At 73.3% G+C, this 16,310-nt stretch carries 13 protein-coding genes; 8 read left to right on the top strand and 5 right to left on the bottom strand.

Features of this window, described 5'->3' with window-relative positions; translation table 11 throughout:
• Positions 1-213: 213 nt before the first annotated feature.
• On the bottom strand, positions 214-1,221 hold the full coding sequence (locus tag ACIBSV_RS03700; protein ID WP_395859265.1) for a quinone oxidoreductase family protein: 1,008 nt from the start codon (positions 1,219-1,221) through the stop codon (positions 214-216).
• 183 nt (positions 1,222-1,404) lie between these two features.
• Between ACIBSV_RS03700 and ACIBSV_RS03695 the strand changes: the two genes are divergently transcribed.
• Entirely contained in the window at positions 1,405-2,793 is a 1,389-nt protein-coding gene (locus ACIBSV_RS03695) for an MFS transporter (RefSeq protein ID WP_395859264.1), read from the top strand.
• 151 nt (positions 2,794-2,944) lie between these two features.
• Here ACIBSV_RS03695 and ACIBSV_RS03690 read toward each other — a convergent pair whose 3' ends face one another.
• Positions 2,945-3,502: a CAP family protein gene (locus ACIBSV_RS03690; RefSeq protein WP_395859263.1), complete on the bottom strand. Its 558-nt coding sequence runs from the start codon at positions 3,500-3,502 to the stop codon at positions 2,945-2,947.
• Between the two features lie 256 nt (positions 3,503-3,758).
• The gene (locus ACIBSV_RS03685) at positions 3,759-5,012 is read right to left on the bottom strand and encodes an ROK family protein (RefSeq protein WP_395859262.1); all 1,254 of its coding nucleotides are present in this window, start codon (positions 5,010-5,012) and stop codon (positions 3,759-3,761) included.
• A 308-nt stretch (positions 5,013-5,320) separates the two neighbouring features.
• Here ACIBSV_RS03685 and ACIBSV_RS03680 point away from each other — a divergent pair, with 308 nt between their 5' ends.
• The 7 genes from ACIBSV_RS03680 to ACIBSV_RS03650 all read left to right on the top strand — a co-directional run bounded on the left by ACIBSV_RS03680 (position 5,321) and on the right by ACIBSV_RS03650 (position 12,813).
• Positions 5,321-6,817, top strand: a complete 1,497-nt coding sequence (locus ACIBSV_RS03680) for a carboxylesterase/lipase family protein (RefSeq protein ID WP_395859261.1) — start codon at positions 5,321-5,323, stop codon at positions 6,815-6,817.
• Between the two features lie 338 nt (positions 6,818-7,155).
• On the top strand, positions 7,156-8,034 hold the full coding sequence (locus tag ACIBSV_RS03675) for a slipin family protein (RefSeq protein WP_395859260.1): 879 nt from the start codon (positions 7,156-7,158) through the stop codon (positions 8,032-8,034).
• Between the two features lie 366 nt (positions 8,035-8,400).
• On the top strand, positions 8,401-9,903 hold the full coding sequence (locus ACIBSV_RS03670; protein ID WP_395859259.1) for a DHA2 family efflux MFS transporter permease subunit: 1,503 nt from the start codon (positions 8,401-8,403) through the stop codon (positions 9,901-9,903).
• Complete coding sequence (locus ACIBSV_RS03665; RefSeq protein ID WP_395859258.1) at positions 9,900-10,421, top strand: MarR family winged helix-turn-helix transcriptional regulator; 522 nt, start codon at positions 9,900-9,902, stop codon at positions 10,419-10,421. Before ACIBSV_RS03670 ends, ACIBSV_RS03665 begins: the two co-directional genes overlap by 4 nt.
• A 183-nt stretch (positions 10,422-10,604) precedes the next feature.
• Positions 10,605-10,793: a PASTA domain-containing protein gene (locus tag ACIBSV_RS03660; RefSeq protein WP_395859257.1), complete on the top strand. Its 189-nt coding sequence runs from the start codon at positions 10,605-10,607 to the stop codon at positions 10,791-10,793.
• Between the two features lie 241 nt (positions 10,794-11,034).
• A complete protein-coding gene (locus tag ACIBSV_RS03655) occupies positions 11,035-12,111 on the top strand; it encodes a serine hydrolase domain-containing protein (protein ID WP_395859256.1) in 1,077 nt (358 codons plus the stop codon).
• 93 nt (positions 12,112-12,204) lie between these two features.
• The gene (locus ACIBSV_RS03650; protein ID WP_395859255.1) at positions 12,205-12,813 is read left to right on the top strand and encodes an isochorismatase family protein; all 609 of its coding nucleotides are present in this window, start codon (positions 12,205-12,207) and stop codon (positions 12,811-12,813) included.
• Between the two features lie 103 nt (positions 12,814-12,916).
• On the opposite strand, the gene ACIBSV_RS03645 is transcribed toward ACIBSV_RS03650, so the two are convergent.
• On the bottom strand, positions 12,917-13,789 hold the full coding sequence (locus ACIBSV_RS03645; RefSeq protein ID WP_395859254.1) for a hypothetical protein: 873 nt from the start codon (positions 13,787-13,789) through the stop codon (positions 12,917-12,919).
• Positions 13,789-15,930 (bottom strand): right-handed parallel beta-helix repeat-containing protein, encoded by a 2,142-nt coding sequence (locus ACIBSV_RS03640; protein ID WP_395859253.1) that lies wholly within the window; start codon positions 15,928-15,930, stop codon positions 13,789-13,791. Before ACIBSV_RS03640 ends, ACIBSV_RS03645 begins: the two co-directional genes overlap by 1 nt.
• Between the last annotated feature and the right edge of the window lie 380 nt (positions 15,931-16,310).

The following is a 16,310-nucleotide window of genomic DNA, read 5'->3' as shown; positions in this document are numbered from 1 at the left end:
CGTCGTCCGCGGGCTCCCCGGGCCCCGTGCACACCACGCGCCCGCGCCGGGCGGGCAGCGCCCACCCCCGTACGGCCGCAGCGCGCCGGACAACGTGCGCTCCAGCACGTCGCGCGCCCGGGCGAGCAATCCCGCACGGTCGCGGAAGTAGTCGGCGATGCCCGGCCAGGTGGCGGGACGGTGTTCCGGCAGGGGCAGCAGGGGGCAGCAGGGTCACCCCCCGGCGAAGGCGTCAGCCCCGGGAATGAGCAGAAGCTTCCCCGTCGTCCGCCGGCTCTCCAAGGCTTCGTGTGCCCGACGTGCCTGCGCCAGCGGGTAGCGCCCGCCCACATGCGGCCGCAATGCGCCGGCCAGCGTGCGCTCGAACACGTCGCGCGCCCGGGCGAGCAATTCCGCACGGTCGCGGAGGTAGTCGGCGATGCCGGGCCGGGTCAGGTACAACGAGCCCGCGCCGAGCAGACGGCCGGTGTCGAAGTCTCGTACCGGGCCGCTCGCACCGCCGAGCAGCACCATGGTGCCGCGGGTACGAAGGCTCGCCAGGCCGCCGTCGAAGGTCGCCGCGCCGACCCCGTCGTACACCACGTCCGCGCCCCGTCCGTCGGTGGCCTCGCGGACCCGCTCGGCGAACCCGTCGTAACCGAAAACGAGATCGGCCCCGGCCGCGCGGGCCCGGGCATGCTTGGCCGGGTCGGACACGGTCGCGATCACCCGCGCGCCGCGGGCGACCGCGTACTGGGTGAGCAGTCCGCCCAGGCCGCCCGCCGCCGCGTGCACCACGACAGTCTCGCCTTGGCGTATCCGGTGGGTGTCGTGGGTGAGGTAGTGCGCGGTCATCCCGTGCATCAACACCGAGGCGGCCGATTCGGCGCTCAGCCCCTCCGGGATCGGCACCGCACGATCCGCGGAGACCACGGCGCGCTGCGCGTAGCCGCCGTACGCGGTGGTCACCGAGCCGTCCATGGCCCAGGCCACCCGGTCGCCGACGGCGACGCCGGTCACGTCCGGGCCGAGTTCGGCGACCGTACCGGCGCCCTCGACGCCGGGGACGAACGGCGTGGGTACGGCGAACACACCGCGGCGCTGGCTGATGTCGATGAAGTTGACCCCGCTCGCGGCCACGTTCACCAGCACCTGCCCCGGGCCGGGACGCGGTTCGGGATGGGCGTGGACGGCGGTCAGTACCTCGGGACCACCGTATGCGGTGGCGATGACGGCTTGCACGACGCGTACTCCTCGGCCGGATCGATGCGGACGTCGTCGATCCTGCGCGTCCCGGCCGCACGCGCCCATCCCCCAGGTGAGGGATGGGCGGCGGCCGGGCGCGGGCCGAGAGTGGCCCGGGTCGGTGCCCGGGGCTCGATGGTCGAGGACACCCCGGCGGCATCGCGGACGAGGAGCACGGTCGTGACGACGAGGCAGGCGGCGCCGGACGGGAGTGCCGGGCAAGCGGGGCCGGTGCCGATCCGGACGGCAGCGGAGCCCGGTGCGATTCGCGGGGAGGGGATCCGGCTCGGACTGCTCGGCGGGCCCTCGGTGTTCGGGGTCACCTCGGCCGGGGTCGCGCTGCCGGACGTGGGTCGCGCGCTGGACGCCGGGCCGACGACCGTCGGCTGGGTGCTGACCGCGCACGCGCTCGCGCTCGGCATGGGGACGGCCGTGTTCGGTCGGCTGGCGGACGCGCGCGGCGTGCGGTTCTCGTTGTCGGCGGGCGGCGCGCTGCTCGCGCTGGGCATGGCGGTGTGCCTGGGGGCGCCGAACCTCGGTGTCCTGGTCGCCGGTCGGTTCCTGGCGGCGGCCGGTTCGGGCGCGATGGTCTCCGCGGCACTGGCGCTCGCGGTGGCCGCCGATCCGGCTCGGCGGGCCCGGATCCTGGGCGGCTTCGGCGGCACGATGGCGGTCTTCGGGGCCGGTGCCACCCTGGTCGGTGGCGTGGTGACCGAGTGGATCGGCTGGCGGGCCACGCTCGTACTGCCCGCGCTGTCCCTGCCGGTGATCGCCCTGTGCCTGCCGCTGATCCGCCGTGCCGGGACCGGTTCGCGCCGCGCGGTGGACGCGGTGGGTGCCGGACTGGTCGCGCTCACGGCCACCACGTCGCTGGTGCTGATCCAGTCCCCCACGCTGTCCCTGGGCACGCCCGCGGTCTCGGCCCTGGGCGCCGGCGCGGCGCTCGCCCTGGGCACGCTGACCTGGTGGACCCGGCGCCGTCCGCACGGTTTCGTGCCGCGCGCGCTGATCGGCGACCGCACGATCGTGCTCACGGCGGTGATGGGGATCGGCGTGTTCGGCGCGCTGTTCTCGGTGATGTACGCGGCGCCGCAACTCTTGGTCCGGGAGTACGGGTGGAGCGTGCTCCAGGTCGGCGCGGCGCTGCTGCCCGGCGGCCTGATCGGCTTCGTGCTCGCCCGTCGGGCGGTGGGATCGCGCGGGCGCGGGTTGTTCGCGGCGACCACGGTGGCGGCCTCGGCGGGCCTGCTCGCGGTGGGCCTGAGCTCGGGCGCGGCGGTGATCGTGGTGGCCGCGTCGCTGTGCATCGTGGCCTTCGCGGTGAGCCAGGTCGTCACGACCGGGCGGGTAGCCACTCTGGTCGATCCCGCCGTACGCGGCGGGGCGGTCGGACTGCTCAACCAGATGTACTTCGTCGGCGGCGGGATGGGCGCGGCAGCGGTCGGCGCGCTGTCCGAGACAATGGACCCGGCGCGGGCCCTGGCCCTCGTCGCGCTGCTACCACCACTCGCGGCGAGCGCGGCACTGTGGCCGACCGGGACGAACGGGCGCGCGGCCTCGGGAGGATGACACATGGCGCGGCAACAACCCACCTGAGGCGGGTATTTCGCCACAACGCAGATCGGCAGGGATTCGGCCGGCGCAGGCGCTCGGGCTGCCGAACGAATTCGGCCACGACCGGCGCTCGGACCGCCGACCGGCGTACCGCCGATCCCTTGCGTCAGCGGGTCGGTGCCACGTTTTGCGTGAAGGAGCCCGTCAGATTGCCCGGTGCCCGCCAGTTGACCACGATGTAGGTCTCGTACCATTTCGAGCCGCGACCGGCGGAGCGGGCCGCGCCGATCCTGGTGCTGCCCTTCCAGACCAACTGGGTGAAGTTGCCCGTGGCGCCGCTGAATCGGCCGGCCTCGAAGTCGTACGCGGCAACCTCGTCGTACCAGGCCCGCGCCGCCGCTCGGGCCGAGACCGGGCCCGGCGCGGTGGCGCCGCCCCAATAGAGCGTCTCGCCGGTGCCGGGGTCCAGCCCGCGATGGTCCTCCGAGAGCCCCTCGAAGGCCGAGATCCGCGCCGCGCGATTCTTCGCGTACGCGTTCAGCTCCGGGTCGAACCGCACGGCCGGCGCGCCGTGCCGACTCCGGTAGGTGTTGATCGCGGTCAACATCTCGTTCAGGTAGGCACCGTCGGTGGCGTCCGGCAGCGCGGGCCGGGCGTACGCGGGCGCGGCCCCGGCCACCACCAACAACGCTGCCGCGACCATGACTCCGAAGCGTTTGCGCACGCGTGTCCCTCTCGATCCCGGACCGCCGGTTGCGACCGCAGGCTCAGCATGGGCTCGGGCGCGGGGCGGCACGGGCGACTCGAAGTGGGTTCACCCGTCCGGAGCAGGGTGAACGGCCGGGGGAGCAGGACCGGAGGCGGGGCGGAAGCGGATCGGAAGCGGATCGGAAACGCGTCGCAGGCGGGTCGGAAGCGGGTCGGAAGCGGCTTCGGGCGCCGGCGAGGCGCGAGAGCACGGAGAGCACGCGCGGGCGACGTCAGGTCGTCGTGGCCGCGTCGCCCAGCGCCGGGACGTCGGCCGCGTTGGCCAGGGTCGACTCCCGGCTGATCCGGAGCGCTCCGCGCAGCGTCGCGTCCGGGCCCAACACCCCTGCCACGATGGCCGGTTGCAAGCGTGGCGCGAGCGCGCGGCGGCCGGCCAGCGTGGCGTCGACCCCGGGGGTCAGCCATGCCTTCCACGTCGCCAGGTAGCCGCCCAGGATCACCTCGCCCGGGTCCACGAGTCCCGAGATCGCCAGCACCGCCGCGCCCACCGCGCGGCCCGCGACGGCGAGCGCGTCGACCGCCCGCGGGTCCCCGGCGGCCAGTCGGCGGTCGAGTTCGGCCAGGGCCGCGTCGATCCCGTCCCGGGCGGCGAGGTCGGCGAGCCCGGCGGCGGCGGTCAGCGGCTCGGGCCCGACGTACATCGCCAGGCACCCGCGCGCGCCGCACGGGCAGTCGGGGCCGTCGAACGCGAGCGGGATGTGGCCGACTTCGCCGGCCATGCCGTGCGTACCGGTGTGGATCCGGCCGTCCACCACCAGACCGCCGCCCACGCCGGTGTCGGCCTTGATGTACGCGACGGAGTAAGGGAGTTCGCCGCCCGGTTCGGCCCGGGCGTGGTATTCGGCCAGGGCCGCGACGTTCGCGTCGTTGACCACGTCGAGCGGGCAGGCGAGGTCGGGCAGGTGCGCCAGCACCAGCGCGCGCAGGTCGGTCCGGGACCAGCCGAAGTCGATCGCGGCGGCAACGGTGTGGCCGGGCCCGGTCACCGGCCCCGCCATCGCGATCACCACCCGGGCGAGATGTACGTCGGGTCGGGCGCGCACCACCGCTTCGGCCCGGCCGATCTCGCGCGCGAGCACGGCGGCCGGCGGTTCGGGATCGCCGAACGGCGCGTGATGCGGCACAGACGCGCGGTGCACCACGGTGCCGGCCAGGTCCGCGGCCATCACCTCGACCCGCTCCAGGGTCACCTGCACCGCGATCGCCACCACCCGTTCCGGCACCAGGCGCAACAACCGGCGCGGCCGACCCCGCCCCCCGGAGGACGCGGAGCCCACCTCGGCCACCAGACCACGCCCGATCAGGTCGGCGGCCAAGCCGGTGACCGAGGCGGGCACGAGTCCGGTGGCCGTCGCGACCTCGGTACGCGCACAGGGGCCGTGCGCGGCGATCTCACGCGACACGAGGGCGAGATTGTGCCGGCGAACCGCGGCGGTGTCGGTGGGGGCGGGGGCGGGGGTGTTCACCCGAACGATTCTGCCCCAGTCGAATCCGGACGCTTCCGGTCGACATCGGGGCCGATGGTGCCGAGGTCGGGCGACGCCCCGCGGTCCCACCGACCCGTGGGTCGGCAACTCGGCGCCACCGTGGCCCAACGGCTCCGCGGCTCCGCGGCTCTGCGGCTCCGCGGCTCCGCGGCTCTTTGCTCGCGTGGCCGGTCATATTTTTTTCAAGACTTGTAATATTTATGAGTCGCGGTCGATACTCGGCCATGGACCGCTCGGGATTCGCCCCCGTGTGGGCCGCTCGACCCCTCCGCGCAAAGGATGAACCCGTGTCCAACCAGCCGCTCGTCACCACCACCCTCGGCCCCGTCCGGGGTTCGTGGCAGGGCCGGTCCGCCCGCTTCCTGGGCATTCCGTACGCCAAGCCTCCCGTCGGCGACCTGCGCTTCGCCGCGCCCGACGCCCCCGAGGCGTGGACCGAGCCGCTGGACGCCACCGCGTACGGCCCCACCGCCCAGCGCCGCAGCTTCGGCGACGGGCCGACGATCATCCCGGAACCGTCGATCCCCGGTGACGGCGTGCTCAGCGTCAACGTGTTCACCCCGAACCCGAGCGCGAACCCGAGCCCGGACACGGACGCCGGGCTGCCGGTCCTGGTCTGGATCCACGGCGGCGGCTTCGTGGCCGGTTCCGCCGCCAGCCCCTGGTACGAGGGCGGCGCGTTCAACCGGGACGGCGTCGTCCTGGTCTCGCTCGGCTACCGGCTGGGCATCGAGGGCTTCCTGCACCTGGAGGGCGCCCCCGACAACCGAGGCGTGCTGGACTGGATCGCCGCGCTGCGCTGGGTCCGGGACAACATCGCGGCCTTCGGCGGCGACCCGGCCAAGGTCACCATCGCCGGTCAGTCGGCGGGTGGCGGCGCGGTACAGACGCTGATGGTCACGCCGTCCGCGCACGACCTCTTCCGGGCCGCGATCTCGGTCTCCGGCGCCGTGATGGAGCCGCAGAGCCGCGCGGCCGGCCTCGCCGTGTCCGAACTCTTCACCGCCCGCACCGGTCTGCCCGCGACCGCCGCCGCGCTGCGCGACGTCTCGCACGACGAGATGCAACGGCTGCAGGACCTGGTCACCGCGCCCGAGGAGGGTTCCGCCGCGCTGCCCGGACTGCTCCTGGCGCCCTTCACCGACGGCGAGTTGGTCCCCGAGGACGTACACGCGGCCTTCCGCGACGGCTCGGCCACACCCGCGCCGCTGATGCTCGGCGCGACCCACCACGAGTTCAACGCCGCCGCCGAGTTCGGCATGCCGAACGCTCCGATCGAGGCCGCCGTGGGCATCCTCGGCTCGGTCGGCCTGCCGCCCGAGGGCATCGAGGCGTATCTCGCCCTGCACGAGGGCGCGACCCCCGCCCAGGTGATCGGCCAGGCGCTGACCGACACGCTGTTTCGGGGCGCCGCCGTCTCGATCGCCGAGGCCCGCGCGGGTCAGGACCGGCCGACCTGGCTGTACACGTTCGAATGGCTGTCCAGCGCGCCGATGTTCGGCGGCAAGGCGTTCCACTGCCTCGACCTGCCGTTCGCCTTCGACCTGCTCGCCGCCGACGGCGCGGAGAACGCGACCGGCCCCGACGCCCCGCAGAAGCTGGCCGACGCGATGCACGGCGCCTGGGTGGCCTTCATTCGCGACCTCGACCCGGGTGCCCAGTGGCCGCGCTACACCCACGAGCACCGCCACACAATGGTGTGGGACACCACCCCGCGCGTCGTCCGCGACCCCCTGGGCGCCGAACGCGAGATCTGGAACACCCGCCGGGCACCCGCCGCCTGAGTCCAGCGACCCCGCAGCCGAGCACGAACGACCCGCCGACCCGCCGACCCGCCGACCCGCCGACCCGCCGACCGGCCGACCGTCCGGCTTCCGGCTGTCCCGATGTGCTCGACACAGCCTTCACGGACCCCGCCGGGAAAGTGTGACGGCCCTTCGGCACACGCATCGTGAAAAGCGGTTCGAGGACGGACCGGAGCGGTCCCGACGGGTCGGCGAAGGCCCGAGCGGTGGGTGATTCGGGCACGGTGGCGGCCGCGCAACACTTGAAGGCGCGCCCTCGGATCGGCGCCGCCGGGTCGGGGTGCGCCATACGAACGACCGAGCAACCGAGGCGCATCGTGGCCATCCTGATCATTCTGGGCGTCGTTCTGGCGGTTCTCCTCCTGCTGTGGTTCGGCTTCGCCGTGAAGATCGTCAAGCAGTACGAGCTGGGCGTGCTGTTCCGGCTCGGCCGGGTCAGGGGGGTCCGGGCGCCCGGATTCCACCTGATCATTCCGTTCGTCGACATCCTGCACCGGGTGTCGCTGCGGGTCATCACCAAGCCGATCCAGTCGCAGGGCATCATCACCCGCGACAACGTCAGCGTCGACGTGTCGGCCGTCGCCTATTTCCGGGTCGTGGACGCGGTGAAATCCGTGGTCGCGATCGAGAACGTGCACGCGGCCATCGACCAGATCGCGCAGACCACCCTGCGCAAGGTGGTCGGCCGGCACACGCTCGACGACACGTTGTCCGAGACCGACACGATCAACCTCGACATCCGGCGGATCCTCGACGTGACCACGGCCGAGTGGGGCGTCCAGGTCACCCTCGTCGAACTCAAGGACATCCAACTGCCGGAGACGATGAAGCGCGCGATGGCCAAACAGGCCGAGGCGGAGCGGGAGAAGCGCGCGAAGATCATCAACGCCGAGGGCGAGTCGCTCGCGGCGGCAGCGCTGGGCGACGCGTCGGACACCATGACGGCCCACCCGCTCGCCCTGCAACTGCGCAACCTACAGAGCCTGGTCGAGCTCGGCGTGGACAAGAACACCACCGTCGTCTTCCCCGCGCCGTTGATGAGCACGATCGCCGAACTCGGCTCCTTCATCGCCCGGGAAACGGCCGCCGCGGCACCCTCGGCCCGGCCCGATCCGCCGCCGACCCGTGCGATTCGGCCGACCGGGCCGGATCGGGACGTACCGGCCGGCGACGAGAGGCTCGCCACCCGCGCGTAACCGCCCGCCACCCGGGCGCGAGCGTCCACCCGGCCACCCCGGCGGACACGCGTCGCACGTCGGGTCGAAGGTCACATCGCCCGGCGCGGGCGGGGTCGGGCCGCGATCCGTCTCCCGAGCAGGCCCTCGGTCTCGGTCAGTGCCGGCAGCCGGGCCACCACCGGAGTGACGCCACGGGGGTTCCGCCCCGTTCACCTCTCCTGCCGGCGCCCTGTCAACGCCCGCACCCGGCAAACCGACCCGACGACGACACGCTCCCCCGACCCGGAATCGAGGCGTGGGGGGAATCGACCATCGGTTGACCACTCGCTTCATTTGGTTGTACAACAGTAATGATTGTATTGCTATAACGATTGGGGTTGGTCCATGTCCTCCGCCGAGAGCACGGCCGGATCCGGAGGCGGCGGCGACGGGTCGGTCGGTCGGCGCAGGAAGCTCGTAGTCCTGGTGACCTGTTGTCTGAGCCTGTTCATCGTCGGCCTCGACAACACCATCCTGAACATCGCCCTGCCCGCGATCCGCAGCGACCTGGACGCCTCGGTGTCCCAACTGCAATGGACCATCGACGCCTACACGCTCGTGCTCGCCGCACTGCTCATGCTCGCCGGCTCGACCGCCGATCGCATCGGCCGGCGCCGGGTCTTCCAGACCGGACTCGTGCTCTTCGCCGCGGGCTCGCTGCTGTGCGGCCTGGCCCCCGGTCTCGAGTGGCTGATCGTGTTCCGGGTGGTGCAGGCCGTCGGCGGGTCGATGCTCACCCCCGTCGCGATGTCGATCGTCACCAACACCTTCACCGAGCCCCGCGAACGCGCCCGCGCGATCGGCGTGTGGGGCGCGGTGGTCGGGATGGCGATGGCACTGGGTCCGATCGTGGGCGGCGCCCTGGTCGACGCGGCCGGCTGGCGCTCGGTGTTCTGGATCAACCTGCCCGTCGCGCTCGCCGCGATCGTCCTCACCGCGCTGTTCGTCCCCGAGTCCAAGGCGGCGCACCCCAGGCGCGCAGACCCGGTCAGCCAGGTACTGGTGTTCGCGTTCCTGCTGTTCCTGACCTACGCGATCATCGAAGGCCCCGAGGCGGGCTGGTCCTCGCCCCCGATCATCGCGCTGTTCACCCTCGCCGCCGGCTGCGTGGCGGGCCTGCTCCGCTGGGCACCCCGGCGCACGGAACCCCTGATCGACCTGCGCTTCTTCCGCAGCGTGCCGTTCGCCGGCGCGACCGTGATCGCGGTGTGCGCGTTCGCGGCGATGTCCGGATTCCTCTTCCTGAACACGCTCTACCTCCAGGACGCACGCGGCTTCTCGCCGACCGAGGCCGGTCTGCACACGCTGCCGATGGCGTTGGCGACCGTCGTGTTCTCGCCGATCTCCGGGCGCCTGCTCACCCTGGTGGGCCCGCGCCTACCGCTGATCGCCGCCGGCCTCGCGATGGCGGCCGGTGCCGGACTGCTGGTCGGACTCGGCGAGGACACCTCCACCGCTCGATTGATCACCGCCTACGCCCTGTTCGGCAGTGGATTCGGACTGGTGAACGCGCCGATCACGAACACCGCGGTGTCCGGGATGCCGCGCGCCCAGGCCGGCGTCGCCGCCGCGATCGCGTCCACCAGTCGCCAGGTCGGCCAGGCCTTCGGAGTCGCGGTGGTCGGCGCCACGATGGCGTCCGTCCTGGCCGCCCCCGGCGCCGCCGGCCTGGCCGCCGCCACGCACACCGGGTGGTGGATCGTGCTGGGCTGCGGCGTCGCCGTCGCGGGCCTCGGTATGCTCACCACGGGCCGCTGGGCCCGGCGCACGGCCGAGCGCACGGGCGCGGAACTGATGCCCGCGGCCGCGCCCGCCCAGGCACGCGATACGACGGACGTGAGGCAATGAACGCTTCCCCCGCGCGCGACACCGCGAGCGACACCCCCGCCGACGCCGCGGCACGGGTCTGGATCGGGATGCGCGCCCTGGTCGTGGAACGCCACGACCGCCGTCGCGAGGTCACCGAGGCCACCGGGCTGAGCTTCGTCCGTGTCAAGGCGCTGCGCCGGGTGGCCGCCGGTCCGATGTCCATGCGCGAACTGGCCGCACGGCTGTCCACCGACAAGCCCTACACGACGCTGGTCGTCGACGATCTCGAACGCCGCGGCCTGATCGAACGCACCGTGCACCCCGACGACCGCCGCCAGCGCATGCTCACCGCCACCCCGGAGGGTCTGCGCCTGGCCCGCATCGCGCGCGGCATCCTGGACGAGCCCCCCGAGTCCCTGCGCGACCTCGCGCCGGCCGATCTGGCCACCCTGGACCGGGTGATCGGCGCTCTCGTCGAGTCGGACCACCCCGCGCCATCGCACTCCCCGCACGGCGACGGGGCCGACGGGGCCACGGGCTCGACCGCGAACGAGTAGACCCGCTCCGCCACCCGGCACCGGTCGTCCGGTTGGGACCTTCCCTCGAACCCGGGCGAACCGACCCCCGCGCGGAACCGGTCGGCACCGCGGCCACGTCACCCCGGGCAGTCCGCCGGCCCACCGGGGAATCCGGGGTCGGCCGATCACCGGGTCCGGGACGCCAAGACGCCGGTCCCGCCGGTGGCGGGCCCGAGCGAGGAGGACGCGCGAACCAGGATCCAGGCCGCCGGCCTGCTCCCGACCTTCACCAGAACCAAGACCCCGGACTCGCGGAACCACGGCAAGGCACTGCGCACCGACCCCGCCGGCACGTCGGTCACGGTCCTCACCGCGGTGACCGTCCACCTCGGCATCCCGGACATCCGCTGACGGCAGGCGCCGCCGAAGGCCGCCCGCGAAAGGTCCGGCAACCACGGACCCCGAAGCGCGACGACCGGCAACTCACGGGCGGGCGGGCTCGTCGAGGACCACCGGATCGGCGGAGTCCGCACACGCCGGCGAAGGGCGTGCCCACAGGATCACCGCACCGACCGCCCCCGCCCGGGGTACACACCATCGACGCGACCACACCCGGCGGCGCGCCGAAGCGGGACAGGGAGGCGAGAGGACGATGGCACCCGGCAACACCGACATCGCCGCCATCGAACGTCTGGTGGGCACCGGCGTCCGGGAGCGGGTCTACCCCGGCGCGGTGTGGGCCCTCGGCGACACCGAGGGAACCCGGGCGGCCGGCGCCACCGGCACCCTCGACCCGCTCGGGCCCACCGCCGCCGGCGACCGGCGGCAGCCGGCCCCGGACACGATCTTCGACGTGGCCAGCCTGACCAAGATCATCGCCGCCTGGGCCTGTGTCGGCGCCCTGTGGGAGGACGGCGTCCTGCCCCTGGACGCTCCGCTCGCCACCTACTGGCCGGAGGTGGACGACCGGCCGCTCGGCACCGTCACCGCGCGCGAACTCCTCACCCACACCGCGGGCGTCCCGCCGCACGCCGACCTGGCGAGCCACTACGGCACCGAACCCGGGCACATCCGCGCCGGCGTACTGGGCGAGGTCCTGCACCGGCCGGCCGGTGAGGCCGTCGAGTACACCGATCGGGCCGCGCTCATCCTCGGCTACCTCGTCGAACACCTCGCCGGCCGACCGCTCGACCGAGTCGCCACGTCCCGGATCTGGCGACCGCTCGAGATGCGCGACACCCGGTTCGGCCCGCTCCCGACCGCACTCGCCGCCCGCTGCGCGCCCACCGAGCCCGATCCGGCCACCGGGGTCCGGCTCCGGGGCACGGTGCACGACCCGTCCGCGCGCCTGCTCGGCGGCGTCTGCGGCATCGCGGGTGCCTTCACCGTCCGGGACGACCTGGCCCGCTTCCTCCGTCGACTGCTCGGCGCGCCCTCGGCCGCCGGCGGAGCCGAACCCGGATTCGGCCCCGCCTGGGTCGCCGAATCGCTCGCCGTCCACACCGGAGACCTCGAACCCGCCCGGGGCCTGTTCTGGCACCCCGCCCCCGGTACACACCCGACCGAAGGCATCTACACCCACTACGGCTTCACCGGTACCGCCATGTGGGTCTCCGCGAAACGACACCGCTGGGCGGTCCTGCTCACCAACAAGGTCTACTACTCCCGCGAACGCGAACCACTGAACACGATCCGCGACACGTTCCGCGGCCTGGCCTTCGACGCGTAGCCGCCGCGCACCCGGCCGCCCCGTCCGCGGCGTCGCGGCGGTCGTCGACCCCGTCGGTTCGGCCGAACCGGCCACCGGGCAGGATGGGGTGCCATGACGGAGAAGACGGAACCCGTGTCGGCCCTGATCGTCGTCGACGTCCAGATGGCATTCGTCACCGGTGCCGGCGCGGTACCCGCGGCGGAGCGGGTGGTGGACCGGGCCGCCGCGTTGGTCGACCGCGCCCGGGCGGGCGGCGCGCTGGTGGTGCACCTGCAAAACGACGGGCCGGTCGGTGCGGACGACGAAGTCGGCACCCCCGGCTGGGAGTTGCGCCTTCCGGTACGGCCCGGTCCCCGCGAGTTCGTGGTGCGCAAGACCGAGGACGACGGCTTCGACGGCACACCACTGGAGGACCTGCTGACCCGCGCCGGCGTCACGGACCTAGCCGTATGCGGAGTGATGTCGGAGATGTGCGTCGGCGCCACCGCACGCGCGGCGCTGGAACGCGACCACCGGGTGGTGCTGCCACACGACGCCCACGCCACGTACGACATCCCCGCCGCGCCCGGCATCAGCGAGGCGGTCCCGGCCCACATGGTCTCGCGGGTGGCCGAATGGGCCCTGGGCGACGAGGTCGAGATCATCGCCCACGCCGACGACGTGACCTTCACCGCCGCGAAGGACGCCACGCACACCGAGAGCCCCGCGCCACCGGCATAGGGCCGACCCGGAAACCCGGTGGCCCCGTGCCGGGCAGGGCCCGGTGGTGCCGTTCGGATCACGCACCGACGGCACCACCACCGCACGCATCGAGGCCACCCGCCTACTCGGCCGCGCGAATCACCGTGTCGGCGGTCGGCAGCGGCACGACTCGGGCGGCGGCCACCCGTCGCGCCAGTTCGCGGTCGAACGCGGCCGACAGAAGGTCGAGTCGAAGGCGATCGCGAGCCTGGTCGAAGGCCGGTGCCCCGGCCGACGGCGAAGCGGCGGCGAGCAGTTCGGCGTATCGCTCGCGCAGCCGGGATTCGGACAGGTCCACCTGGCCGGCGAGCGATTCCCGTAGCGAGGCGGAGAGTTCGGCCACCTCGTTGCGGGCGAAGCCGTCCTCGTCATAGCTCGGTACACCCGGCATCGGGCGCCCCTGAGCCCGGGCCGCCGCGCGGCGGGCGTTCTCGGCGTCCAGGCGGGCCCGGAAGCCCGCCTCGGACGGGTCGGTCGACACACCGGCCTGCCGGGCCCAGCGGCGCAGCACCGCTTCCCCGACGGCCGCGCGCAAGGACCGCTCCCGCAGCACCTCGTGCGGCGTGCGACCCACGATCGGGGTATGCCAATAGTCGGCACGCGCACCGGCGATCGGGAACTCCGCCACCACCTCGGCCCGCAACCGCACCACGGCCCGACGCAACTCACCGGCGGTGAGCCGTACTTCGTCCACCGTCGCGACCACGACGGCCCGATCCACGACGGCGGCCGGCAAGGCCGAGCCCGGGGCGGGAGCGGGGTTGCGGTCGGGTGTCGCCCGTCCGGATGCCGGGGACGGGCCGAGCAGGGCCACCAGGATGCCCACCACCGCGACCGCGAGCGACGCGGCGATTACGGCGGGCCGGCCGAGCCCGCGTCGCCGACGACGACGTACGTCGCTCGTCCGCGACCCGGTCCCGCGTGGTGGCCGTACGGCCCGTCCCCGGCGGGACATCAGACGACCTTCAGGTCGAACACGTGCAGTCCGGGTCCCGCGATCGGACTGCCCGCCGGCAGCGTCACCGACGCCACGGTCCGCCCGGGGTCGATGGCGAGCGACGCGACGCGTACCGTGACGTCCTCCTCGGAACGTGCCGTGGCCGGATTGCGGTAGTCGGTCTGCGGCTTGTGGTGATAGGCGGCCCGGACCGCGACCTGGTCGGAGGGGCCCGCCGCGGTGCTCCACCAGTCGCCGAGGGCGAGCGTCGCCGTCGTCGACGTGCCGTCGGTGTAGGTGACGGTGACCGTGCCGCTCTGCGCGCCGTAGGCGCCCGCGCCCAGCACCACCAGGCGGCTACCGCTGCCGGTCAGCGCGATCCGCTGGCCGGCGACCTTGACGTTGTCCGGCAGGCCGTAGGCACGGGGGTGCCACGTGAACGCGGCGCCGCCCGCGGTGACCCTACCTCCCGGGACGTATCCGGCCGCCGCCAGCGCGGGTCCGGAGTAGCTGCGCCCGGAGAGCCCGAGGCCGCCGGTGTTGGGGTTGGCGTCGTCGCCGACTCCGACGTTGTTGTACGCGGCGGCGATCGACGGATACAGCGGCGCGCTCACCGCGGCGCCGTTGTACGCGCCCCGGTTGACGCCCGCCCCGCCGGCCGCGACGGGGTTGCCGAAGTAGTCGCGCGAGCCGATGCCGGCTATCGCGACTCCGGTGCCCAGCGCGGGAGATCCGGCGAGCAGCGCGTAGCCGCCCGCGTCGCCGCGGCCGGTCGCGGTACCGGGTGCGGCCAGGCCGGGATCGGTGGTCACCGCCGAGGTGTCACCGGTCGGCGCGGTGAAGCCGCCGTGGTAGACGTTGGCCTGGTAGCTGACGCCCGCCCCGGTGGGCAGCGCGCCCTGACCGGCCACGAACACGTTGTTGGCGACGAGCGTGTTCGCCGAGGGGCCGTTGGGCAGTTCGACGTCCAGCTTCTTGCTCGGGCAGAAGAACGTGTTGTTGTACATCCGCAGCGGGCTGGTGTTGTCGCCGGACGCGTTGGCCCGGATCCGGCAGTCGTCCTGGGCGATGTTGAAGCGCAGGATCTGGGTGGCGTGGAAGTTTCCGAACGCGGTGCAGTTCTGGCAACCGAGGTAGAAGCCACCGCCGTTGTCGTGCGAGTAGTTGTACTGGTAAGTGCACGAGCCGGTGATCGCCCCGTCGCAGTCCCACGCGGTGGAGTCGAAGATGGAGGGCCGCTGCCGGGTGACCTCGTTGTACTGGAACACCGGGTCGCGCGAGTTGATCGGCCACATCCCCGCGAAGTTGCCGTTGACGTACGGGTACTTGCCGCCGCCACCGTCGTCGAAGAGGTTGTACTCGACCAGCGGTGCGTCCGAGCCGTGCACCACGATCCCGTCGCCGCCCACGCCGCGGACGGTGTTCGCCCGGATCAGGACGTCGCGGTGGAAGTCGGCGGGCTTGACCGAGATCTTGATGCCGCCGCCACCGGTGTCGTGCACCTGGTTGTCGGCGATCGTGAGGCCCTCGATCGGTCCGGCGCTCGCCCGGCCGAGCACGACGATGCCGGCCGAGGCGGAGAACCAGCCCGCGTTGGCGCCGGTCTTGTCGCTCCAGCCGGCGACGTCGGAGACCTCCAGGTCGCGCAGCACGATCCCGTACTTGCGGTCGGGGGTGGTGGTGTCGATCTGGACGCCGGTACGGAGGGCCTGGGTCGGCGCCGGGTTGGTCACGTGCAGGCCCTGGACGGTCCACCAGCTCTGGTCGACCAGGCGCACGGTGGAGGGGCCGCCCGTGCCTTGGACCACGGGACGCGGGCCTTCGCCGTAGGCGCCGATGGTGATGGGGTGGCCCGGGGTGCCCGAGCCTTTCGGGGTGAGGGTTCCGGTGCACAGGGTGCCGGCGCGCAGGAGGATGCGGTCGCCGGGTTGGTGGGTGCGGGTGTTGACGAGGTTCAGGTCGCCGAGGGGGTCGTCGGGCGAGGTCCCGGTGGCGTTCGGTCGGCCGACGCCGCAATCCACGTACGTGGCCGTGGGCGCGGTTGTGGCCGTGGGCGCGGTTGTGGCCGTGGCGCTCGCGGTTTGGGCCGAGACCAGGCCGATCGTGGTGGCCAGGAGGGTCGCCGAGAAGGCGAGGGTCAGGGGTCTGGTGCCGTGCATGTGACCTCCGGTCTGGGGGGTCGTGCAGGTGCCTCCGGCTGGGGCCGGAAGTTGTGTGGGCAAGGTCCCCGACGGCTTCGTTTCGGCCGACGTTCGGCATCGGTCGGGCTGCGTTGGCCTCAAACGCCGGCCGGGCTGAATCTCTTTCGGCGGGCCTCGCGGGTCGGTTGTCTCAGGTGGCCTCAAACGCCGGCCGGGCTGGATGTGGCCGGATCTCGCGAATCGGGGGCCGCGGACGCCGGGTTGAGGTTTCGGCGGACCTGCCGGCTCGGTTGTTTCGCGTGGCCGTGAATACTCGCCGAGCTGCGTCTTTCGACGGGCTTCGCGGGTCGATTGCTTCAGGTGGCCGCAAACACCGGCCTGGCTGGATGTGGCCGGAT

The sequence above is a fragment of the Embleya sp. NPDC050154 genome (assembly GCF_044460165.1).
Classification (GTDB): Bacteria; Actinomycetota; Actinomycetes; order Streptomycetales; family Streptomycetaceae; genus Embleya.
This window is presented reverse-complemented; position numbering and strand designations above follow the sequence as displayed.